General features: G+C 52.8%; 6 protein-coding genes. All 6 read left to right on the top strand.

Annotated elements, in window-relative coordinates; all coding sequences use genetic code 11:
- Positions 1–35: 35 nt before the first annotated feature.
- The 6 genes from AC6ROY_RS03785 (at position 36) to AC6ROY_RS03760 (ending at position 25,781) form a co-directional block, all read left to right on the top strand.
- Positions 36–989 (top strand): fumarylacetoacetate hydrolase family protein, encoded by a 954-nt coding sequence (locus AC6ROY_RS03785; RefSeq protein ID WP_500098671.1) that lies wholly within the window; start codon positions 36–38, stop codon positions 987–989.
- Positions 986–1,468, top strand: coding sequence for a DinB family protein (locus AC6ROY_RS03780; RefSeq protein ID WP_500098669.1), 483 nt, complete (start codon positions 986–988; stop codon positions 1,466–1,468). The genes AC6ROY_RS03785 and AC6ROY_RS03780 overlap by 4 nt, the downstream gene beginning before the upstream one ends.
- A gap of 39 nt (positions 1,469–1,507) precedes the next feature.
- Positions 1,508–2,620 carry a cupin domain-containing protein gene (locus AC6ROY_RS03775; protein WP_500098668.1) on the top strand — a complete coding sequence of 371 codons (1,113 nt, stop codon included), beginning with the start codon at positions 1,508–1,510 and terminating at the stop codon, positions 2,618–2,620.
- 766 nt (positions 2,621–3,386) lie between these two features.
- A complete protein-coding gene (gene fabD, locus AC6ROY_RS03770; RefSeq protein ID WP_500098667.1) occupies positions 3,387–5,714 on the top strand; it encodes an ACP S-malonyltransferase in 2,328 nt (775 codons plus the stop codon).
- Between the two features lie 28 nt (positions 5,715–5,742).
- Entirely contained in the window at positions 5,743–15,495 is a 9,753-nt protein-coding gene (locus AC6ROY_RS03765; RefSeq protein WP_500098666.1) for an SDR family NAD(P)-dependent oxidoreductase, read from the top strand.
- A gap of 11 nt (positions 15,496–15,506) precedes the next feature.
- The gene (locus AC6ROY_RS03760; protein WP_500098665.1) at positions 15,507–25,781 is read left to right on the top strand and encodes an SDR family NAD(P)-dependent oxidoreductase; all 10,275 of its coding nucleotides are present in this window, start codon (positions 15,507–15,509) and stop codon (positions 25,779–25,781) included.
- The last annotated feature ends 3 nt before the right edge of the window (positions 25,782–25,784 follow it).

Genomic DNA, 25,784 nt, shown 5'->3' with positions numbered 1-25,784 from the left:
ATGTCAACAAACTATAGATCAGAGGTGCAAACAAGATGAAATTAATCAGCTTTAGCTACGAAGGAAATACACGGGTTGGCAGCTTGGAGGAGTCGATTGTCATTGACCTGCATAACGCTTACCGTGCAATGCTTGAAGCGGATGGCCTCATTCGTTCGGTTCAGATCGCCGAGGCTTTTGTTCCGGCTAACATGGTGGAATTTTTGCAGGGAGGCGGGCAAAGCATCGCTTTCGCCAAACAAGCCATTGATTATGTGACGAGTAACGAAGTGAAAGCAGCCTATAAAATCAAGTATCAAGTGTCGGACGTCAAAATCGAAGCTCCTGTGCTGAATCCCGGAAAAATGATTTGCGTCGGCCACAATTACCGGGAGCACATTTTGGAGATGGGACGCGGCCTTCCGCCGGTTCCGGTCATTTTTGCCAAGTTCAGCAATACGATTATCGGACCGCAGGACGACATTCCCTATTATCCGATTTCGGAGCAGCTGGATTATGAAGCGGAATTTGCTTTTGTGATCGGCAAGCGGGCAAGACATGTTTCGCAGGAGGAGGCGCTCGAGTACGTTGCGGGTTATACCATTGTCAATGATGTGACTTACCGGGACATCCAACGAAGAACGCTGCAATGGCTGCAAGGGAAAACGGTCGAGGGCAGCGCTCCGATGGGGCCTTGGCTGGTTACCGCGGATGAGCTGCAGGACCCGTCCGGCCTCGAAGTCGTGTTAACCGTTAACGGCGAAGAGCGCCAGCGCTCTAACACGGCAAACCTGGTGTTCAGCGTTCAATACTTGGTTGAGTTTTTATCCAATCTGATGACGCTGGAGCCGGGGGATATCATTCTTACCGGCACGCCGGGCGGTGTAGGCGTCGCTCGCGAGCCGCAAGTATTTCTGAAGGATGGCGATGTCGTGCGCATCGAAATCGACCGTATTGGCGTTTTGCAAAACACCGTGAAGCTCACGAGCGAAGGGAGTGCAGGAATTTGAAACAAATCATTGCTTCCATCCACGAAACAACAGATCAGATTATGCACGTGTCGGCCCAGCTATCCGAAGAAGCCATCAGATTCAAACCGGCGGAAGATAAATGGTCGGTTCTTGAAGTCCTCGCACATCTTGAGGAAGCGGTTCCATACTGGTTGAACGAGCTTCAGGCCACCTTGAAGGCGCCTGGCTCGGAATGGGGACGCGGCTTGCAGCACGAGGGGCGACTTGCCGCTGTAGCCGAGGCGCACAAACGAACCGTTTCCGAGGTGCTTCAAGGCTTCGAGCAAACGAAGCGGCAGGTGGAGGACGTTCTTGGCTCCATTAGCGAACATGACTTGAAGCTGGAATCTCCGAGCCGGAATCCGCGCTTTGGCACAAAGCCGATGTCGTTTATCGTGGACCATCTGCTCATCGAGCATCTGCATGTCCATCTGAAGCAAATTCAAAGAAATATCGCTCAATTTCAAGCTAATCAATAAACGGATGATCCTAAATCTTGCTAAATGAGGTGCGAAGCTATGGCAGAGAAAATGGATTTTTTTCAAAGTGAAGCCGTTCAGGATTTTAACCGGGAAATTGAAAAGTATCATTTAGGTCCGCTGTGGAATGCGATTCCCGCATTGATGCACAAGGAGCCTACGCCACAGGCTGCCGCGTATTTATGGAAATGGGAAACGCTTTATGCCAAGCTCATGGAAGCTCGTGAAATTTTTACACCAGACCGCGGGGGAGAACGCCGTGCCATTTATTTGCAAAACCCCGGCTTGACCAACCGTCAGCCGTGGGGATGGGCGTCCACAACGCAAACCCTTTACGCGGCTGTCCAGCTGCTGCTGCCCGGCGAAATCGCGCCGTCCCACCGTCATACGCAGAGCGCGCTTCGTTTTATTATGCAAGGGGAGGGCGCGTACTCCATCGTCCAGGGCGAGCGCTTCTTCATGGAGGAGGGGGATTTCCTTACAACGCCGAAGGGACTTTGGCACGGTCATGCGCATCTTGGCGATAAGCCGATGATCTGGATGGACTGCCTGGACATTCCGACCATCTATGCGATCGGCGGCACCTTCTTCGAGAGTCATCCTGAAAAAATCGAGCAGCCAAGTGTGGCGGATCACTACAGTCCCGGTAACTACGAGGGCGGCATGATGCGGCCGATTGCAGACCGGGAGCCGAAGATTGCTCCGGTGGGCTCGTATAAATGGTCGAAAACGCTTGCCGCGCTGGAAGGGATGGAACGCTTTGCGCCAGATCCTTATGATGGATATGCGGTTGAATTTATGAATCCTTCAAATGGACATACAGCAAATCCGAACATTGCGGCCTGGATGCACAAGCTGCCGGCCGGGTTTCATTCGAAAGCGCATCGGCATACGCATTCCTCGATCTATCAGGTGTTTAAAGGGTCAGGCTATTCCATCATTAACGGAATTCGTTACGACTGGTCGCAAGGGGATTTCTTCGTTGTGCCGAACTGGGCCTGGCATGAGCATGTTGCGTTGGAGGACGCCTATCTGTTTTCGGCCAGCGATCTGCCCATCATGGAGAAATTTGATCTTCAACGGGAGGAAGGCTATACGCTGCATCAAGGCCAGCAACCGGTAACAGGGGAATTTCAGCCGCTGCTTCCTTGATCAACCGGGCGCAAAACGTTCAGGTGGAGGAAATGATCTCACCGTTATCAACCGGCTGACCCCACAAGGTTAGCCGGTTGATTTTTTGTTAACCAGGATGGGGAGAATGAACTTTGGCATGCTTTGCCATAATAAGGCGTGATCAACGGATCGGAAAGGAGACAGGTCTTTCGATTTAACCCCTTTATTCCGAACCAAGCACCTCTTATTCGGCCGTATACATAGAACTACTTGATCTTGCTTCAGTTTTCGCCATTTTGTTTCTCGGGAACCTTCCTTTTGGGTATGAAGCTATACAACAAACGGCTACCAAATCGCTTATCGAGCTATTTTTTAATATTGGATTCGTATCCTGTTTTGACAAATAGCGCATACCACAGCATGACATTGAACCTCCATTATATCTTTGTAAATATACTACTACATAATGTTTGAGATTTTTGTCGAAAGCTGGACGCTTGCTTCATAATTTGTATAATATGTGTCTATATTTAAAAAGTTTGCAAAAAATAATATATATGCTAATATAGTAATTAGTTGTTAGGCTATTAACTTACTTCGACTTAATCGACGTTTCGGCGCGTTAAGAAGTGTAAGGGTCATAATTTTACACAGGATCAAGTGTACATGCTTATCGAGCCTTCTCTAGGGAGGGTGCCGTAGGCATTTTTTTGTTTTTTCGAATTCATGATTTCGTCTGGGAGGGCATTTCAAAATGCCTGGCATGTACCTGTATGAATCTAATGGGAGGGTGGCAGATGCATACATGATTACTTACGTTTTCCCGGGGCAGGGCGCCCAAAGAAAAGGAATGGGTGAAGCGCTTTTTGATGAATTTAAGGACTTGACCTTGCAGGCGGATGAAGCACTCGGCTATTCGATCAGGACACTTTGTTTGGAAGATCCGGATTTGAAATTGAATCAAACGCAGTATACCCAACCTGCCCTCTATACTGTAAATGCATTCAGCTACTTTAAGAAGCTGGAGCAATTCGGCAGAAAGCCGGATTTCGTTGCCGGGCATAGTCTGGGCGAATACAACGCGCTTCTGGCGTCGGGAGCCTTTGATTTTATTACCGGACTTATGTTAGTGAAGAAACGGGGCGAGCTCATGAGCCGGGCAGAGGGCGGCGGAATGGCTGCAGTCGTCGGGTTAAGCGAGGAACAAATCAGGGAGGTCATCACGCAGCATCACCTGACAAGGATAGACATTGCCAATCTGAATAGTCCGTTTCAGATCGTCATTTCAGGTCCGAAAGCGGATATCGAACAAGCCCGAACGACGTTCGAGCAGATTCAGGCTGTTAAAATGTATATCCCGCTCAGGACAAGCGGCGCATTTCATTCCCGCTATATGGCGGAAGCCGCAAACGAGTTTGAATCCTTCCTGAACCGGTATGAATTCGAGCGGATGGATATCCCGGTCATTTCCAACGTTTATGCCAGACCATACAAGCCATCCGATGTGAAAGGCAATCTCGTCAAGCAGATTACGAATTCCGTGAAATGGACCGAGAGCATCCGCTATTTAACGGGGCTTGGGGACATGGCTTTTGAAGAGCTTGGACCGGGCAAGGTGCTGACCGATTTAATCGGGCGCATTCAAGCGGAAGCGGAGCCGCTTGTCGTGGAAGACGAGGTCCCCGAGCAAGAAACCCGGGTTGTTGAAGAAGCAGAGGAAGCATTTGCGGTCGCGGCACAAGAAGCGAAACCTGTCCGGAACGGGTGGGGAGAAATCTTGCCTGCCTCGCTGGGAAGCGCCGAATTTAGAAAAGACTACAAGCTTAAATACGCTTATGTAGCCGGCGGAATGTATCGAGGAATTGCTTCCAAAGAGCTGGTTGTTCGCATGGGGAAGGCCGGAATGATGGGCTTTTTCGGAACCGGCGGCTTAAAAATGCCTCAAATTGCCGATGCGATTTACTTTATACAAAATGAGCTTGTCAACGGCGAGGCCTACGGCATGAATCTGGTGCACGACCCTTCCGAGCCGGAAATCGAAATGAACACGGTGGATCTTTACTTGCAATACGGGGTAAAGGTCATCGAAGCCGCGGCTTTTATGACGATTACGCCTGCACTGGTGAAATACCAGGCTAAGGGGCTGCTGCGCGAACGCAATGGGAAGGTAGTGTCCTCCAATAAAATCATTGCCAAAATTTCGCGTCCGGAGGTCGCCGAAGTGTTCCTTAGTCCGGCCCCCGAACGAATCGTTGTAAAGCTGCTGGAAGAAAACCAAATTTCGCAGGAGCAGGCTATGATGCTAAAAGAGGTTCCCGTAGCGGACGATATTTGCGCGGAAGCGGATTCGGGCGGCCATACCGATGGCGCGGTGGCTTATGCGTTAATACCGTCCATCCTTAAATTAAGGGATGACATGATGATGAAGTTTCGTTATTCCAAGAAGGTGCGGGTAGGGGCGGCCGGCGGAATCGGTACGCCTGAAGCGGCTTCTGCGGCTTTTACGCTAGGGGCTGACTTCATTGTAACCGGTTCGATCAACCAATGTACGGTGGAAGCGGCTACCAGCGACCAAGTAAAGGAGCTGCTTGAGCAAATGAATGTTCAGGATACAGAGTATGCTCCGGCGGGGGATATGTTTGAGATGGGCGCCAAGGTCCAGGTGCTGAAGAAGGGCTTGTTTTTTCCTGCGAGGGCAAATAAATTATACGATTTATACCGTCAATACAACTCGATTGATGACATTGATGAAATAACGAAGATTCAAATTCAGGAAAAGTACTTCAAACGCAGTTTCGAAAGCGTATACAAAGAGGTTGAGGCATACCAGCCTCCTCACGTGATTGAAAGGGCGGAACGGAATCCGAAAATTAAAATGGTCTTGATTTTCAAATGGTATTTCGCTTACAGCACCCGGCTCGCCTTGAGCGGCAATGAAGCAAGCAAGGTCGATTACCAAATTCAATGCGGCCCGGCGCTCGGCGCTTTTAACCAATGGGTGAAAGGGACGGAGCTGGAAAATTGGCGCAACCGGCACGCGGATGAAATCGGCGAAAAGCTGATGATCGAAACGGCAAGGCTGTTAAACGAGCGTTATAGCAGCTTTCAAATGGCAGCCGTCGCTATGGAATAAATTTTTTAATAAGAGAGGTTGATGATCTATGGTAAGGGAGAGCAATCAATCTTCACTGAAAAAAGATATTGCCGTTATTGGCATGGCCTGCCGTTTTCCGGGCGCCCGGAACTATGAACAGTTTTGGGGGAATTTGATTGAGGGACGTTCAAGCATTCAGGAAATCCCGAAGGAACGCTGGGATTGGCAAGCCTATTGGGGAGATCCCCAGAAGGAAAGAAACAAAAGCAATAGCAAGTGGGGCGGCTTTATACAGGAAGTAGATGCCTTCGATCCGGGCTTTTTCGGTCTCTCTGCACGGGAAGTAGAGGCGACCGATCCGCAGCAGCGGATTATGCTGGAATTGACATGGTCTTGTCTGGAGGACGCAGGGGTTCGGCCTTCTCGTATTTCAGGAGAGAAGGTTGGCGTTTATGTCGGCGTATTTAACTTTGACTATAAAGGGCTGCAGGAAAGCAAGGAACGAACAATTGAAACGTATCATTCGATCGGAACGGCCTCGGCTGTCATTGCAAACCGGATTTCTCACTACTATAACCTTAAAGGTCCGAGCTTTCCAATAGATACGGCTTGTTCAAGCTCTTTTAACGCCATACATTCAGCTGCTCAATCGTTGCTCTTGGGAGAGTGCGAGATGGCGTTGGCCGGTGGAATCAGTCTCATCCTGACGCCATCGCGCCACATCTCCTTCTCCAAAGCAGGGATGCTGTCTCGAACCGGCTCCTGCAAAACCTTTGACGACAGCGCGGACGGCTATGTACGTAGCGAAGGCGCAGGCGTCGTGCTGCTAAAGCCACTGGAGCAAGCGCTCAAGGACGGAGACCCGATATACGGGGTCTTGAAAGGAAGCGCCGTTAACCATAACGGGAGAACGCATACGCTGACTTATCCGAACCCCGACGCTCAGGCGGAGGTCATTGCCGAAGCGCATAAGCGAGCCGGGGTACCGGTTGAAAGCGTCAGCTATATTGAAGCCCACGGAACAGGAACTCCGAAGGGAGATCCTTTGGAATTCAAAGGGCTTCTAAAGGCATTTCAAATGCTTGGCGCGCAGGAGCGGAACACAAGCTATTGCGGCTTGGGCTCCGTGAAAACGAATATCGGGCATTTGGAATCGGCCGCTGGAATTGCAGGCTTGATCAAGGTTCTGTTGTCGATGAAGCATAAACAGCTGCCGGGTTTGCAAAATTTCCAAAAACTGAATCACCGCATCTCCATCGAGGATAGTCCGTTTTACATTGTAGATAAGCTTCGGGACTGGGAGCAACTGCGGGGAGAGGATCAGCAAGCTTTTCCACGGCGTGCAGGAATAAGCTCCTTCGGTTTCGGGGGTACGAATGCGCATGTTGTGGTCGAAGAAGCGCCTGAGATCGAGAGTGCGTCCGGCGCCGGCACGAAGCTGCCCGCCTGCCTCATCAGCTTATCGGCTAAAACAGAGCAAGTGCTTCGTCAACGAATACTGGATCTTGCGAGTTGGCTTGACCGGAACGGGCAGGAGCAGACGCTTGCGGATATTAGCGCGACTTTGCTCGTTAGAAGGGAGCATTTTGGGATAAGAGCAGCCTTGGTCGTCAAGGATGTGCAGGAGCTGCGGGAGAAATTGGGGCAGGTTTTGGACAAAGGAGAGACCGAAGGGTATTTCAAAGATCATGTTCCGTTCAAAGGCGCTCCCGATCAAGCTCTTTTTGAACAGCTCGGCAGGGCCATTGTGCAAGAGCTGCGCTCGACCGAAGGACTCAGCAGTGAGGATTACAGTGCGAAGCTGGAGGCATTGGCGGCCTTGTATGTCAAGGGGCATGAGGTGGATTGGAAAGCGCTGTTTCCTGATGACAGCTTGCAGCACGTCCATCTGCCGACGTACCCGTTTGCCAGAGAGCGCTATTGGATTCCTGAGGAAGAGGAGGAGGGCGGCAGTAAAGCGGCGGGTTACGGCGTAATTTCTGCACTCCATCCGCTGCTGCATCAGAACACGTCTGATTTCTCGGAACAGCGTTTCAGTTCAACCTTCACTGGCGGAGAATTTTTTCTGGCGGACCACGTCGTGAAGGGGAAGAAGCTTTTGCCGGGGGTAGCTTATCTGGAGATAGCACGGACGGCTATTGACAAGGCTGCCGGCCAGTTGGACAAAGACAAGACAGGAATTTCCCTGCACAATGTCGTGTGGTCCCACCCTATTGCGGTCGGGCAACAACCGGTTCAAGTGCATATTCGGCTTTTTCCGGTACAGCATGGAGAAATTTTATTTGAAATTTACACCCATCCCGAGGGGAGCGACGCAGAGAACGCCATCCATAGCCAGGGAAATGCCGTGCTCCGTTCGATTAAAGAAGTCCACAACGTAAAGATTCAGGAATTAATGGCTGAATGTACAGAGTCACCGATTCCGGCAGCCCACTATTATGAAATGTTCCGGGCGATGGGACTGGATTACGGACCCGCGCATCAGGGAATCGAAAGGGTGCTTACAGGAGCTGACCGCGTACTTGCAAAGCTGATCCTGCCTCCTGTGCTCCGCAATACCGGTGAAATGTTTCATTTGCATCCCAGCCTGATGGATTCGGCCTTACAGGCAGCTATGATTCTGATGGCGGGTTCGAACTTTGCGGAACGCGGGTCGGCTAACGGTAATAAGGCATCTGCAAGGCTGTTTCTGCCGTTTGCCTTGCAGGAGCTTGACATTTTCCACCCTTGTGATTCTGTCATGTGGGCATTGGTCCAGCATCACGGCGGTACAAGCGCGGGAGAAAGAGTAGAGAAAGTCGATATCGACCTCATGGACGAACAAGGTAAGCTATGTGTACGGTTGAGAGGCTTATCCTGGAGGGCTGTTGATGAAGCCGCTTTGCTTCATACGTGGACAAATAAGGAAACTTTCATGCTGCATCCGTCCTGGAAGGAACAGGAGCTTGAAGCGGAAGCCGTGATGCCTAACTATGATGAGCATCTTGTTGTGCTTTGTGAAATGGACGAAGACGTCGGGAAACAGCTGGAGACATTGATGAGCGGGTGCCGCGTTCTTCATTGGCAAGCCGGGCAAGGAGACATGAAGGATCGGTTTCAAGCCTATGCGGTAAAGTTGCTTGAAGAAATTCAAAGCCTGCTCAAGGATGGCTCCTTAGGCAGCGTGTTCGTCCAGGTTGTGATTGCGACAGGGGAGGAGGAGCAGTCTTTCAGCGGATTATCCGGTCTTCTCCGAACAGCGCGGCTGGAGAATCCAAAATTCGCAAGCCAGATTATCGAGGTCGATCGGGATTTAGCTCCAGAGGGATTAGCGGAAAAATTGGCAGCAAACGGCCGCCTTCCGGAAGAAGACAGGGTACGCTATCAAGATGGCAAGCGTCAAGTGATAAGCTGGGAGAAGGGTACCGCTTCCGAATCCGAGGTGGGGGAAAGCGCCCCGTGGAAAGACGGAGGCGTTTATTTGATTACAGGAGGCACAGGAGGCTTGGGACTTCTGTTTGCCCATGAAATTGCTGGTCGAGCCAAGCAGGTGACCTTGATTCTTGCGGGCCGTTCACCTTTAGGTGCGGAAAAGCAGGAGCAGCTTGACGATTTGCAAAGACTGGGGGCCAAAGCCGAATACAGACAGTTGGATGTAACGAACGACAAGGCGGTTCATCAACTAATCCAAAGTCTAAAGGCGGATTTCGGAGACCTGAATGGCATCATTCACAGCGCAGGCGTCATTAAAGACAACTACATCCTCAAAAAGACAGCCGGGGAATTGTACGAGGTTCTGGCGCCAAAGGTTGCGGGGGCGGTTCATTTGGACCATGCAACCAAGGACATGAGCCTCGACTTCTTTATTATGTTTTCGTCGGTATTCGGAGCTATGGGCAATCCGGGTCAGGCCGACTATTGCACGGCCAATGCTTTTATGGACGCCTATGCAGGCTACCGTAACGGGCTTAAGAGGTCAAACCTGCGGAGCGGTCAGACGTTATCCGTGAACTGGCCGTTGTGGAAGGACGGCGGGATGCACGTTGACGCCGAAACCGAAAGGCTGATGCTGCAGCAGCTGGGAATGTCCGCTATAGATAAGCATACGGGCATGCGCGCTTTCTACCGGGCGTTAGCGTCGGGCAGGGACCAAGTGCTGATTGCGGAAGGCGACCCAGGGCTGTTCTATGCGCGGCTTACCGAAAAACAGAGTGTTCGCCGTGCCGCAAACGGCGCAATTGCTGCCGTGGACTCGAAACCGGCCCAACAAGCGGTTTCGGCACCGGACGGCGAAGACGACGAGCTGCTGGAGCAAGCGGCGCAGTTTTTGAAAAAGCGGATTTCCGGCGTCCTGAGGCTTCCGGCGCAGCGAATTGATGCGGATGCGCCTATGGAGAATTATGGCATTGATTCCATCATGACAACCCAATTAACCAATGAGCTTGAGAAGACTTTTGGCTCGTTATCCAAAACCTTATTTTTTGAATATTACACGATTCGTGATTTATCCAGGTATTTCCTTAACGCTTACCGGGACAAAATGGTGGAGCTGCTGGGAGCGGGAAGCAAGGCGGCAGCCGACCTGCCCCAGGAAACGCCCGTTTTCGAAGCGAAGCCGCTGCCGCTGCCGCCGGTGCTGACGAGCCGAAAGCGTCCGCGTTTTGCATCCGATATGGCCGCAGAACGGGAGGCGCAGGCAGCACGGGAATTCGATGTAGCGATCGTTGGCATCTCCGGCCGCTATCCCGGAGCGAGCAATATGCGGGAATTTTGGGATGTGTTAAGAAGCGGCAAAGATTGCATTACCGAAATCCCCGGGGACCGTTGGGACTACAGCCATTATTATGACGAGGACCGAAACAAGTCCGGGAAAACATACAGCAAGTGGGGAGGCTTCCTTGAAGGGGTCGACCGATTTGATCCTTTATTCTTTAATATTTCTCCCAAGGAAGCGGAATTGATGGACCCGCAGGAGCGTCTGTTTCTGCAATGCGTCTATGAAGCGATAGAGGATGCGGGCTATACCCGGGACTCCCTTGCCTTGAACAACCGTTTCGGCCTGGAGGGGAACGTGGGCGTCTACGTAGGTGTCATGTATGAGGAGTATCAATTGTATGGAGCGCAGCAGCAAATGTCAGGTAAGCCTGTTGCACTGTACGGACTTCCGGCTTCCATCGCCAACCGCATATCGTATTTTTGTAATTTCCACGGACCCAGCATGAGCGTCGATACGATGTGTTCTTCCTCCCTGACGGCTATCCATTTGGCTTGTCACAGCCTGCAGCGGGGAGAATGCGAGGTTGCGGTCGCAGGCGGAGTGAATGTTTCGATTCATCCGAATAAATATTTGTTTCTTTCGCAGGGGAAATTCATTTCCGGCAAGGGCCGATGCGAAAGCTTCGGGTATGGAGGCGACGGCTATGTGCCCGGTGAAGGGGTTGGAGCCGTTCTGCTCAAGCCGCTGTCCAGAGCCATTGCCGACAGGGATAACATCTATGGCGTCATCAAAGCGACGGCTATCAATCACGGAGGGAAAACGAACGGCTATACGGTTCCGAATCCCAATGCCCAAGCAAGTGTCATCGGACGTGCGTTCAAGGAAGCGGGGATCGACCCGAGGTCGATCAGCTACGTGGAGGCGCACGGCACCGGAACCTCTCTCGGGGACCCGATTGAAATGGCGGGCTTAAGCCAAATTTTTGAGCAATATACGAAGGACAAGCAGTTCTGTTCCATTGGTTCGGTCAAATCGAATATCGGACATTGCGAAAGCGCGGCTGGAATAGCAGGCGTGACCAAGGTGCTTCTACAGCTTAAATACGGACAATTGGCGCCTTCGCTTCATTCCAAGGTGCTGAATCCGAACATTGATTTCGCAAATACGCCTTTTGTCGTACAGCAGGAGCTTTCTGAATGGAGAAGACCGGTGCTGGAGAATAACGGGGTACAGCGAGAGTATCCGAGAGTCGCCGGCGTCTCGTCTTTTGGCGCTGGAGGCTCGAATGCGCATGTGGTGATTGAAGAATATGTCCCCCGTGACGAAAGCGCCTACCCTGCACAGGTAAACGCCCAAAATCCGGCTATCCTTGTGTTGTCCGCGAAAAGTGAAGCTCAGCTGAAGGAGCAGGTACGGCGGCTGCTGGCCGCGATCTGCGAGCGGCAATTCGACGATGCCCGTCTTAGCGATATCGCTTACACCCTTCAATTGGGGCGGGAAGCGATGGAGGAACGGCTTGCGATCCTTGTGACTTCGATGCAGGAGCTGGAGGAGAAGCTGCAGGGATATATACAAGACGGGGGTCAGGCGGAAGGGGTTTATTATGGTCAGGTCAAGCGCAATAAAGAGGCATTAGCTGTTTTCACCAGAGATGAGGAGCTGGAGGAAGCGGTTGGCAAATGGATGCAGCGCAAAAAATATGTCAAGCTCGTAAGCCTCTGGGTGAAGGGGCTGCACGTGGATTGGACCAAGATCTATGGGGAGAACAAGCCGCGCCGGATCAGCTTGCCCGTTTACCCTTTCGCAAGTGAACGTTACTGGGTTCCCGGATTGGATCAGATACAGGCCGGAATTGTCGCGCAGGCGGGAGCTGAAAGGGATATTCCTGTCCGACAGGAACGACAGGGACGACAGGAACGATCGGAAATCCGAAGAACATGCTTTTTAACCAAGCAGTGGGAGCTGAGCGGGACCGTTCCAACCAAGCCGGTGAGCGGAACGGTAGCTATATTGACAACAAGGGAAACGATGGCATTGGCTGTTCGGGTATCCGGGCATTTTGAAAGAAGCCGGATTCTCGATATTCAAGACCTGGCGCAGGAGCTCCGTCAGTTTCAGATGCAAGATTGGGACCTGTATGCGGGCTGTATCGATTTGATTGGCTGCGGAAGCGGAGGAATTGATCAGGCAGCGAGTGCAGCGTGGCTGGAGTGGCTTCAGCGGCTGATTGAACATGGGAAGAGGGAAGGCTTGACGCTGCTTGGCGTCTCGAAAGGCCTCGAATCGCTGCACAATGCAACCGTCCGTATGTCCGGCGCTGATCTTGCCGGACTATATCGGATGCTGCAAAGCGAATACAGCCGCTTAAGCTCGCGGCATATGGATATCGACTCCTCTTCCGGCGATGCCGTGTCAGCGGAGCAGATTGCTTCCGAGTTTGCCGCCGATAGCCAGGATGCCGAGGTCGGCTACCGGAACGGGATGCGCTACCGGTCTTTACTTGCGGAATTGGAGACGCGGGATGCCGGTCACGAACCGTTCCTTTTCCCGGACGGTCATGTTCTCTGGATAACGGGAGGGACGCGGGGAATCGGGTTACTATGCGCGGACCATTTCATCAAGCGATATGGCGTTAAGAAGCTGGTGCTTACAGGGCGGGAGAATCTGCCTCCCCGGGACCAATGGGGCTTATATCAAGGGCAGCATTCCTCTATAGCCCAGAAAATCCGGGCTGTGCAAGCTTTGGAGGCTCAACATGTGGACGTGACCGTTTTGTCGGCGGACTTAACGGACGAGCAAGGTTTGCGCCGCCACCTCGAAGAGGTTAAACGAACGATGGGTCCAATCGGAGGCGTTATCCATAGCGCGGGTTTGATCGATTTTGACACTCCTGCATTCATCAGGAAATCCGCAGACAGCATTCAGCAGGTGCTGGAACCGAAGACTTCCGGACTGCAGACGCTCTATCAAAGCGTCAAGGACGAGCCTTTAACGTTCTTTGTCCTGTTCTCCTCGGTCTCCTCGATCCTTCCGGCTTTGGCAGCAGGGCAAAGCGATTATTGCATGGCAAACGCTTACATGGATTATTTTGCGGAGGCAGCAGCCGGCGTATGTCCAATGATCAGCATTCAATGGCCGAGCTGGAAAGAAACGGGGATGGGCGAGGTAAGAAGCAGAGCTTACGAACAGACGGGCTTGTTAAGCATGACCAATGACGAGGGGCTTCAGCTGCTCGATCATGTTTTGTCCGGTCGGATGGGACCTGTCGTGCTGCCCGCAGTGGTAAATCCGGATTTGTGGCAGCCGGGCCAGCTTATGCAGCGTACCGCTCCGGAGGCTCTGCCAGTCGTCAGGCGGCAATCACCGGCAGGCGTGAAGCCCGCTGACAACGACTCGGAAAGCCTCTTGAGCCGAACACAAGGTTGGCTGCTGGAGCTGCTGGCCGAGGAATTAAGGATTGATGTCTCCAGGCTTGAGCTTGATGCGGCTTTTCAGGACTATGGCGTAGATTCGATTATGTTTGCCCAATTGCTGCGCAAAATGAATCAGCGGATAACCGAGGATCTCGATCCATCCGTTTTATTCGAGTATCCGAACATCGAATCGCTGGCGGCATGGCTCATACGCACCTATTCCGCTAAGCTGGCGAAGGTCTTGGAGGCGCCCGAACGCGCAAATTCGGATCTATCCGCGCGGACTGCAACTCCAACAGCATCAGCAGTTGTCCTTGAGAACGATGCAGGGAAGCTTGGCGCAATTCAAAGCGCGTGCCCATCGGGCATTGCCGTCGTCGGCATGTCCTGCCGGTTTCCGGGAGCGAACTCGCTGGAGGAGTACTGGAAGATTTTGTCCGAAGGACGGTCGGCGATCGGCCCTGTTCCCTTCGAACGCTGGGGGAATTCCAATCAATATTATGCAGGACTGCTTCACGATATCACCAGCTACGATCCGTCTTATTTCCTAATCCCGGAAGAGGACGCCAAGGCTATGGACCCGCAGGCGCTGCTGGTTCTGGAGGAAAGTCTTAAGCTCTTATGTCACGCGGGCTATTCCGGGCAGGAAATCAAAGGTAAGCCGGTAGGGGTCTACCTTGGCGCGCGAAGCCGTCACCAGCCGGAGAATGCGAGCTTGCGCAACGCCCGCAACCCGATTGTTGCTATCGGGCAAAACTATCTGGCCGCCAATATTTCGCAATATTTTGATCTTCGGGGACCGAGTGTTGTTATTGATACCGCTTGCTCCTCGGCTTTAGTCGCCATGAATATGGCCATACAAGCTTTATACACCGGAGACATTGACGCAGCGGTTGTAGGCGGGGCCAGCCTGCTTGCGACGGATGATGCGCATCGGATATTCGAGCAGCGGGGAATTTTAAGCCCGGGCCCGGCTTTCCATCTGTTCGACCGTCGTGCAGGCGGAGTCGTGCTGGGAGAAGGCGCAGGAATGGTCCTGCTCAAGACGGTGGAGCAGGCGCTTGCAGACGGGGACCGGATTTACGCTGTCATTCGCGGGCTTGCCATCAATAACGATGGCCGGACTGCGGGACCTGCAACGCCCAACATTAAGGCTCACAAAGAGGTTTTGCAGACGGCCTTGCGCAAAAGCGGACGGAAACCGGAGGAAATCAGCTATGTCGAAACGAACGGCTCCGGTACGAGGGTGACCGATTTGTTGGAGCTTAAGGCTATACAATCCGTATACCGCTCCAGCGGTACGTCGCCGCTGGGCTTGGGTTCGATGAAGCCCAATATCGGGCATCCGCTGTGTGCCGAAGGCATTGCAAGCTTCATTAAAGTCGTTTTGATGATGCAGCATAGAAGGATGGTGCCGTTCTTATCCGGGCAGGAGCCGCTGGCTCATTTCGATATGAGCACGACTCCGTTCTACTTTAACAGGGAAAATACCGAATGGACCGATTTACTGCGGATCGCTGCCGTCAACTGCTTTGCCGACGGAGGGACAAACGCCCATGTCATTGTAGAGGAATGGCCCGGTTCCGATGAGGAACCTACGGTGAGGCAGCCCATACCGCTTCCCGCGTTAAACCGGAGGCAGCACCGGGACATCGACGCGGAGGAAAAGCGGGAACACGTTCAGGCAATGGTCTGGGAAACATTCGGATAGGAGGGAACCCGATGATTAACGAACAATTTAACGTGTCCGCCCAAAACCCGATGATAAGCAATCACCACGTTTATGGACAAGCTCTGTTGCCCGGATTGGCCTATATTGATATTCTGTACCAGGTTTTCAGAAAGCATCACTACCGGTTTGACCGGCTTGAGCTGCGCCATTTAACCATCTATAAACCGCTTATTGCCGGGCCTAATCATTCCGTCATGCTGGGCATCTATTGTACAGAGCGTTCCGAGAGGTCGTGGAGCATCCGGTTGGAGGGACGTAATCAGCGCAATGGCGTTTCAGAACCCGAGACCACACTCTACGCCACTGCCGAAATGCATCAAATTGATCCGGTATCCTACGAAGAATCGTTGGATATGAACGTGATCAAGCAATCGGCGGTAAACAGCCTCGGCTTGCATGAGATTTATGAGCAATATCGCAGGCAGGAGCTGCTGCATACCGGTTTCATGAAGGCGGAAGGTAAGATTTATAAGACGGATGCGGATGTCGTGCTGGAGGTAGCGCTAGGCCGTGAAGCTCAGCCGGGTTCGGAGCAGTTCATGTTCCATCCCGTTCTGATTGACGGCAGCGGTGTAGGTTCCGGGGGGCTGTTCACCCAAGCGGCCGAAGAGGAGCGCCGGTTGTTTCTGCCCCTGTATTACGAGGCGTTCAATGCCTCCGAGCTTCTGCAAGAGCGCTGCCTGACAAGAGTTCGGGCCTCTTCGATGCTGCAGAAGAATGAGCTTATGCAGTGGACGATGGAGTTTTTTAACGGAGCCGGAAGGAAGGTCGCGGAATTAAAAAATTTCGCTGGCAAGCTTGTTCGCGAGGCCGGTCTAATTAATCCGGAAAGGAGTACATCTATCGGGAACGTATCCGCAGACCACGCAAGAACTGATTCAATTGAGCTGTTTCTCCAGCACTTGCTGGCAGATAGTTTGAATAAGCCTGTGGACGAAATTGATACGAAGGCTGGTTATTACGAGATGGGGTTGGATTCACCGGGCTTGCTCAGGATTGTTCGGGCGATCGAATCCAGGATCAAGACGTCTCTTTCTCCTACTTTATTGTTTGAATATACGACCATTGACGAGTTGGCGGACTATCTAAGGAAGCGTCATGGCGCGCAATTCAGTCAGCTGGCTGCCGAGCCGCAACCGCCGTTGCTCCATGCCGACGCAGCCGTTGAATCTGACAGTACGATAGCTTCAGCTCGGAAGCCTGGCGTGAAGCCCGTTATTCCCGGTGATCAAGGAGATGTCGCCATTATCGGGATGTCGGGAAGGTATCCCGGAGCAAGAAGCCTTGGGGAGTTTTGGTCTAATTTGCTCGAAGGGAAGGACTGCATAAGCGAAATTCCGGACTCCCGCTGGGATAGGGCACGGATGGAGGGCATCAAATCGCCATCCGGGAAGGAGATGTCCAGGTGGGGAGGATTTATTGACGAAGCGGATTGCTTCGACCCGAAGTTTTTCCGAATATCTCCCCGCGAGGCGGAAACGATGGACCCTCAAGAGCGGTTATTTCTGGAAACGTGCTGGGAAGCGATCGAGGATGCCGGATATACGCCGAAGACGCTGGTTGCACCGCGAGGCCGGAATAACCGGCGCGATGTGGGAGTATTCGCAGGTGTTATGCATAAGGACTATACAATTATCGGTGCGGAGGCGCTGTCCCAAGGGCAGGCGTTTCCGTTGTCATTAACGAGCGGACCGATTGCCAACCGGGTGTCGTATTTTTGCAATTTCCACGGTCCGAGCTTGACGCTGGACACGCTCTGTTCTTCTTCACTCACCGCCGTTCATTTGGCTATAGAGAGTATTAAGCGCGGCGAAAGCGAGGTCGCTTTGGCCGGAGGAGTCAATTTATCCCTGCACCCAGCTAAATATATGACCTACGGCATGTGGGGGATGCATTCAAGTGACGGTTATTGCAATACATTTGGCAAGGACGGCGACGGCTACGTTTCAGCGGAAGGCGTTGCGGCAGTCCTTTTAAAGCCGCTGGACAAAGCCATTGAGGATCAGGACCGCATCTACGCAGTCATCAAAGGCAGTGCTATCAACCATGTCGGGACTGTCAGCGGGATCATGGTGCCAAGTCCTGTCGCGCAGGGAGATGTTATTGCGGCTTGCCTTGAGGAAGCGGGAGTTGATCCGCGGACGATCAGCTACGTTGAAGCCCATGGTACAGGTACCTCGTTGGGTGATCCCATTGAAATTGACGGCTTGATCAAAGCCTTTGAAAGCTTTACGCAGGATCGAAAATTTTGCTCCATCGGCTCCGTGAAATCTAATATCGGACATGCGGAATCGGCGGCAGGCGTGATTGGCCTTCAGAAGGCCGCGCTGCAGCTTTATCACAGAACGCTTGTTCCGTCGCTGCATGCGGAGGAATTGAATCCGCACATCAATTTCGGGCAGTCGCCCTTCTACGTGCAGCGTATAACGGAAGAATGGAGGCAGCCGGTAATTGCAGAAGACGGTCGACAGGTGACTTGCCCCCGGCGGGCCGGACTAAGCTCCTTTGGCGCGACTGGCTCCAATGCTCATCTAATATTGGAAGAATACGTAGAAACACGAAGGCCCGCCCAAGCTACAGGGATCGGCCATGACAAAGCCAGACCTGCGATTGTCCCGCTGTCCGCAAGAAATAAGGAAAGACTGAACGACTATGCCGGGAAGCTGCTCGCCTTCCTTAAGGAGCTTCCTGCAGGCAGCCATTCGCAGGTTGAGGAAGACGGGAAGGCGGCCGTTGCGGAAATGCTGCAGTATAAAATCCGCGGCATGTTAGCCGGGATTATCCATGTGGATGAAGAAGCGATCGAGATGGACGTGGAATGGGCTGACTACGGCATAGAGCCTGTTCATATCAGGCAGCTGAAAGATGCGATTCGGGAGCAATTTCTCGTCGAGATGGACATCGTTGAATTCGTTCACAGAGGCTCCGTTGCTTCTGTAGCCGATTATTTAATTGATTACCACCCTGACGTGCTGGAAGCTCATCGCGAGCCAGCCATCCTTTCCGAAATAGCCGTTACGGATCAATCCGATCAGAACGTCAAAGAAATCGCTTTAGCGGATATAGCCTATACGCTGCAGGTTGGGCGGGAAGCTATGGAGGAGAGGGCCGCTTTTGTCGTTCGGGATATTCCGGAATTGATTCGGGGTCTCGAAGAATTTTTGCACAATCGGGATCGAAAGGGGCATGTCTATACAGGACAGGTCAAGTCCAACAAGGTCGACAATACTACGCTCTCCCCGGAAGAAAACAGAGCAGCCGTCAATCCGTCCAGGAATGACGAACATATGGACAAGCTCGCAGAATTGTGGGTTCGCGGTACAGAAGTGACCTGGGACTTGCTGTATGACGAGATCAAGCCTCGCCGGACCGGTCTGCCGACATATCCTTTCGCAAGGGACCGTTACTGGATTCCCGTTCCCGGCATCGGCTCGGAAGCAAGCATTGCACATGCGCCGGCCGCTGCGGCAGCCGGAGCATCCATCCATCCGATGCTGCATAGGAATACGTCGGATTTCTCCGGACAGCGGTTTAGCTCTACTTTTACCGGAAGCGAGTTTTTCTTGGCCGATCATGTCGTGCAAGGGCAACGAATATTGCCTGGCGTTGCCTATCTTGAAATGGCCCGGATTGCCGCTCAGCAAGCGACAGTTGACAAACGTAACGGTGACAACGGGATTCGGCTGAAAAATATCGTTTGGATCAGGCCAATTGCAGTAGGGGAACAGCCGGCTGCCGTACATATCCGGTTGAAGCCCGAAGATACCGGAGGCATCGCCTACGAGATCTACACCTCTCCAAGCGAAGACGATGGGGAGCCGATCCTGCACAGCAAGGGCGGCGCCCAGCTGGTTACGGCTGCACCGAACCGGGCTCTGGACATCAGTTCCTTAAAGACTCGCTGCAGCGAGTCATCGTTGTCCGCCGCGCAATTCTACGAAACGTTTAAAGCGATGGGGATGGATTACGGTCCAACTCATCGGGGGATTGAAGAGGTTCACAGGGGAGCGGGGATGCTGTTGGCTAAGCTGCGCTTGCCCGCCCAGGTATCGGGTACGTTAGACCGGTTTGTCTTGCACCCGAGCTTGATGGATTCGGCATTACAGACTACGATCGGCTTTCAACTGAATACCGGAGACCGCGTGCCTGCCGAACTAAAGCCGGTGATGCCCTTTGCTCTTCAGGAGCTTGAAATATGGGGAGCCTGCAAGACAAGCATGTGGGCATGGGTACGAAGCAGCGAGAACAATGGCGCAGGGGATACAACCTTTAAATTCGATATTGATTTATGTGATGAACAAGGCGATGTTTGCGTCAGGATGAAAGGGTTTTCAACGAGGGCGGTGGAAGGCAAGCTTCAAACCGGCAATTTACCGAAATCGCCTCGATACGAGTCTGCTGGCGAAACGCCCGTCGGTAATCTGATCCTTTGTCCGGTATGGGATACGGTCTCTTTGGCGCAAAATGAAAGGCTTCCGGTACCGGCCGAAAGGATATGGATTGCCGGCGGGAATGAAAACAGAAGAGGAGCCATTCAGCAGTTATATCCGCATGCCCATTTCTTTGAGCATAGGCCGGGCGATACCGTCGATGAGATTGCCGATAAGCTGCGGGCCTACGGCTGGCTTGATCATCTCGTATGGATAGCGCCTGAAACCCCGCTATACTCTGTAACGGACGATGCTGTAATAAGGGAGCAGGAACGTGGAATTCTTACATGCTTCAGGATGGTTAAAGCGCTCATCGGACTGGGGTATGGAAGCAGAAAGCTTGGCTGGACCGTTATCACCTTCAATACGCAAGCCGTTGTCGCGAAAGCTGAGGTGAACCCGATACATGCAGGTCTTCACGGGTTGGCAGGCTCTATGGCGAAGGAGTATCCGGGCTGGAGCATGCGGGTCATTGACCTGGAGGCTGGCCGCGACTGGCCGTCAGAAGAGATGTTTACGCTGCCTGCCGATCGTCGCGGATACCCTTGGGTATACCGGAACCGGGAGTGGTACAGGCAGCAGCTGGTTCCTTTGGAGGCGCCCTCGAAGGCGGAAGCGTTGTATAGAAATCACGGCGTGTACGTCGTCATCGGAGGGGCGGGCGGCATCGGCAAAGCCTGGAGCGAATACATGGTCCGTACCTATAAGGCTCATATCGTTTGGATCGGCCGTAGACCCATGGATGCCGGCATAAAGTCCGAATTGTCCAGGATAGCGGCATTTGGTCCGGAGCCCCGCTACATAACTGCGGATGCAGCCGATTTAAACGCCTTGCAGGATGCATATGTTGAAATCAAGCGGCATTATTCAAGAGTTAACGGGATCGTTCATTCAGCCATGGTTTTATCGGATACGGCTCTGACGGATATGGAGGAGGAACAGTTCAGAGCAGGCCTTTCGGCCAAAGTCGATGTGAGTGTTCGAATGGCCCAGGTTTTTCGGGAGGAGCCGCTCGATTTCGCGTTGTTTTTCTCCTCCTTGATTGCGTTTATCAAAAACCCGAAGCAAAGCCATTATGCTTCCGGAAGCGCCTTTAAGGATGCGTTCGCGCATAGGCTGTCCGGCGAATGGCCTTGCAAGGTGAAGATCATGAATTGGGGGTATTGGAGCAGCGACGAGGCTGCCGCTTCGGAGGATGTCCGGCAGCTTGCTCGAATCGGCATGGGGCTCATCGAGCCCGCTGAAGGAATGGATGCTCTGGAAATGCTCGTTTCCGGACCGCTGGATCAGCTGGCGATGCTGAAAACGACGAAGCCGTTGATCATCGAAGGTATGAACCCTCTAGAGCGTATCCATATCCGCCCGGCAAGCGGCATCTCGGTTCATGATCACCATATAAGGAAGCGTATCCCCGAAAGAAATGCGCAAATTCAACGCATGAAGCACGGAATGAGTCAGCATAAGGCGCTGGACGAGCTTCTCTCGCGGATACTTATCGGCGAGCTTTCGTCTCTGGGATTATTCCGGAAAGAGGTTACGCCAGCGGCAGGTGAGGAGGCACAGAACGGGCTTGCCGTTATGTACGGAAGATGGCTCAAGCAAAGCATTCAGGTGCTGGAGCAGAACGGTTATTTGTATCGGGACGGTGAAAGCTATGATGTGGCCGATATCGCAAGGGCTGATCGGGATGCCGCCTGGAACGAATGGGAACGAATTAAATCGGTCTGGCTCGATGACCCCAATTTGAGATCCTGGACGCAACTGGCCGAAACCGCACTGCGCGCTTTACCGGAAATATTGACGGGAAGAAGGCTTGCCACAGATATCCTGTTCCCCAATTCTTCGATGAACCTGGTGGAAGGGATCTACAAAAACAATCCGGTCGCGGATTACTTTAATGAAGCGCTTGCCGATACTTTGCTGGCATATATCGAAGAACGACTGACGGAAAATTCGCATGCCAAGCTGAGGATCATTGAAATCGGGGCGGGCACCGGGGGAACCAGCAGCATGCTGTTCCGGAAGCTGGAGCCTTATCGGGCGCATATCGAGGAATATTGCTACACCGACATTTCCAAAGCGTTTTTGCATTATGCCGAAAAGGAATACGGTCCCGAAAATCCGTTTTTGACCTATAAAATTTTCAATGTGGAAGCTCCGTCGTTCGGGGGACCGGGCACTCCTTCGGGCCTATTTGACATTGTGGTGGCAACCAATGTGCTTCACGCAACCCGGAATATTCGTCAAACGCTGCGGAATGCCAAAGCGCTATTAAAGCATAACGGTATGGTGCTGATCAATGAGCTTAGCCGTCCGGGTTTGTTAACCCATCTGACGTTCGGACTTTTGGAGGGATGGTGGCTGTACGAGGATGCCGGGTTACGCATGACGGGATGTCCGGGGTTAAATCCCGCAACCTGGCAGGCGGTATTGGAATCCGAAGGATTCGGACCTGTGTTTTTCCCGGCGCAGGAAGCGCATGAATTGGGACAACAGATCATCGCGGCCGGAAGTGATGGAGTTGTACGGCGTAAGCAAGCGGGACAAGCCGGACAAGCGGGTAAAGCAAACGTTGGGGAAGCGGGCATGGCTAAAGAAACCTCGGGCGGCAGGAACATCGCCGCACAGTCTGCACAAGATAAGCTGCCGAAGCCGAGCCTTAGACAGGTCGTCCAACTTGCAGAAGCGGCTCAAGAGACCGGCATGACAGATCAATTGCTGGCAGAACATGTGAAGGAGACGATCACTCAGAAGCTGTCGGAAGCCTTGAAGGTGGGCAAAAACGATATTGATGCAGACGAGTCGTTCGCCGATTACGGCCTGGATTCGATTATTGGCGTTCATTTGGTGCAGGTTCTTAATCAATCCCTTTCGATTGAACTCGATACGACAAGCTTGTTTGATTATAGCTCGGTCAACCGCCTTACCGCTTATATTTTAGCGGATCACCGGGATGGCGTCGCCAAGGCCTACAAGCCATTGGCGGGAACTGCGGCGGCGGCTGGCGAAATCGGCGGACGACAGTCAGATTTCGAGACGATCTCTGAACGTAAGGAAGAATCTGGAGCGAATACGTATTCGGAGCGGTTTGCCCCCATGGAGAAGGCGCCTATAGCGATTATCGGAATGAGCGGCAGGTTTGCAAAATCGAGCTCGGTGAATGAATTATGGGAGCATCTGTCAGAGGGCTCAGAGCTTATTGAGAAAGCGCAGCGCTGGGAGCTTTCCGATTATTATCCGAAGGATGCCGACTTCTGCGACCGCGGAGGATTTGTTGACGATATTGATAAATTCGATCCGTTCTTCTTTAATATTAACGGATTGGAAGCCAGCTACATGGACCCGCAGCAGAGGCTGTTCATGGAGGAAGGCTGGAAGGCACTGGAGGACGCCGGTTATGCCGGGGCACGGATTCAAGGACGCCAATGCGGCGTATACGTGGGATGCCTTGGCGGCGCAGGTGACTACGCGCAATTGGTCGGCGAGGATGCACCGCCGCAAGCGTTCTGGGGCAGCGCCGGATCGGTGACCCCGGCCCGGATCGCTTATTATCTGGACCTGAAGGGTCCGGCAATAGCCGTTGACACGGCCTGCTCAAGCTCGCTCGTCGCCATCCATCTTGCCAGCCAAGGCTTGTGGTCAGGTGAGACCGAGTTGGCGTTGGCCGGCGGCGTGTTCGTCCAGTCTACCCCCTGGTATTACCTGCGTACGAACAAGGCGGGAATGCTGTCACCGACAGGACACAGCTATACGTTTGACGAACGGGCGGACGGCTTCGTTCCCGGTGAAGGCGTCGGTGTGGTCGTGCTGAAACGGCTTCACGATGCAATAGCGGACGGTGACCATATCTATGGCGTGATACGGGGCTCGGGAATCAACCAGGACGGTACGACCAACGGGATTACGGCGCCGAGCGCCAATTCCCAGGAAAGGCTGGAGAGCGGCGTATATGACTCGTTCGGTATTGATCCTGATCAAATCCAGGTGATTGAAGCGCACGGGACCGGCACCAGGCTGGGAGATCCGATCGAGTATCAAGCGTTGACGAGAGCTTTCCGGAAATATACGGACAAAACAGCCTATTGCGCAATAGGGTCGATCAAGACGAATATCGGGCATGCCGCACATGCTGCGGGAGTGGCCGGCATGATCAAAATCCTGCTATCCATGAAGCATAAACAGATCCCGGCTTCGCTGAATTTCAATACGGGAAATCCGAACATCCCATTCCAGGACAGCCCGTTCTACGTAAATACGAGGCTCAAGGAGTGGAAAACCGAACCGAATGTCAAGCGTTGCGGGGCCGTAAGCTCTTTCGGCTTCAGCGGCACCAACGCTCACATTGTGATTGAGGAAGCGCCGGAAATGACAAGACGGCATACCCGAAAGCCGGGATACCTCCTCGTATTATCGGCCCGTTCTCCGGAGCAGCTGCGTAAGCAAGTGAATCAGCTAGCCGAATACAGCGAACAGAACAGGCATTTGGATTGCGGCAATATGAGCTATACCTTGCTGTTGGGGAGAAAACACTTTAACAGCCGGATCGCCTTTGTTGTCCGTCATGAGGATGAGCTTGCCTCATTGTTGAAGCAATGGCTAAAGGGCGGCAAGGTGCCGCAAGTTTTTGCCTCGGAGCAGTACGAGAATGACCGCCCTGAACAGCTCGCGTTGAAACGTTACGGGAATCAGTGCATACAGGAATGTTCTGACATCACGCAGCCTGGCGAATATTTGGAACGGCTAACCATGGCTGCGGAGCTGTTTGTACAAGGGTATGCGCTGGAATTTGAACCGTTATTCGCAGCCGGACAGTATGCGATCGTCTCGCTGCCGACTTATCCTTTTGCCGACGAACGGTACTGGGTGCCAGGGGACAAGAACGTACAGGCAAGCATTCCCAGAACCGGGGCTACTGAGCAAATGGCCGTCATCCACCCTATGCTGCACCGCAATACGTCTGACCTTACCGGTGTACGGTTCAGCTCTTCATTTTCCGGCAGTGAATATGTTTGGGCTTCACATGCGGAGCGCGGCCTAACCTTATTACCTGGGATGGCTTATCTCGAAATGGCGCGGGCCGCCGTGGAAACGTCAGGCAGCTCCTTATGGGAGGGACGCAAGGGAATCCGGCTTAAGGATGTCGTTTGGGCAAGCCCGATGCATATCGGTGAAGATCAAGTCCACATTGACCTCTTCCCGGAATCGGACAAAGAGATTTCCTATGAGATTTATAGTAAACGAGATAAGAACGGTAAAGAAACAATCATTCACAATCAGGGAACGGCAACGATTATAGCGGCGGCAGAAGCTGTAACCTTCGATTGGACCGCCTTACGCTCTCAATGCAATCTGATCTCCTTTACCAGAGAAGAGTGGTACCGATCATTCGCAATTAAAGGACTTGTATTTTGCCCGGAGCATCAAGGCGTGGAGGCGCTGTTTGTCGGGGAGGGGCAGGTTTTGGCAAAGCTGAGTTTGCCTGCTTCCATCCGAAATACGGACAGTCGGTTTATCTTGCATCCTTGTTTGACAGACTCGGCTCTACAGGCGTCCGTCGCATTAATGATGGCTGAGAAATATGGAAGCAGCAGCGATTTCTTTCAGCCGGTGGCGCCTCTTGCGCTGCAAGAGCTTGAGATAACCGGAGCAGCCGATAGGCAAATATGGGTGATCATCAAATTCAGCGCAAGTTATCGTCACAGTGACAAGGATAAGCAGCTCGATATGGATTTTTATGACCACGAAGGCAAGCGATTCGCAAGAATGAAGGGATTAAGAACCAGAATACCGATTCCGGCCAACAAGGAGGCTTTCGTTCAGCACGATTTAAAATAAAGA

This window comes from Paenibacillus sp. sg306046 (assembly GCF_059821225.1).
This window is presented reverse-complemented; position numbering and strand designations above follow the sequence as displayed.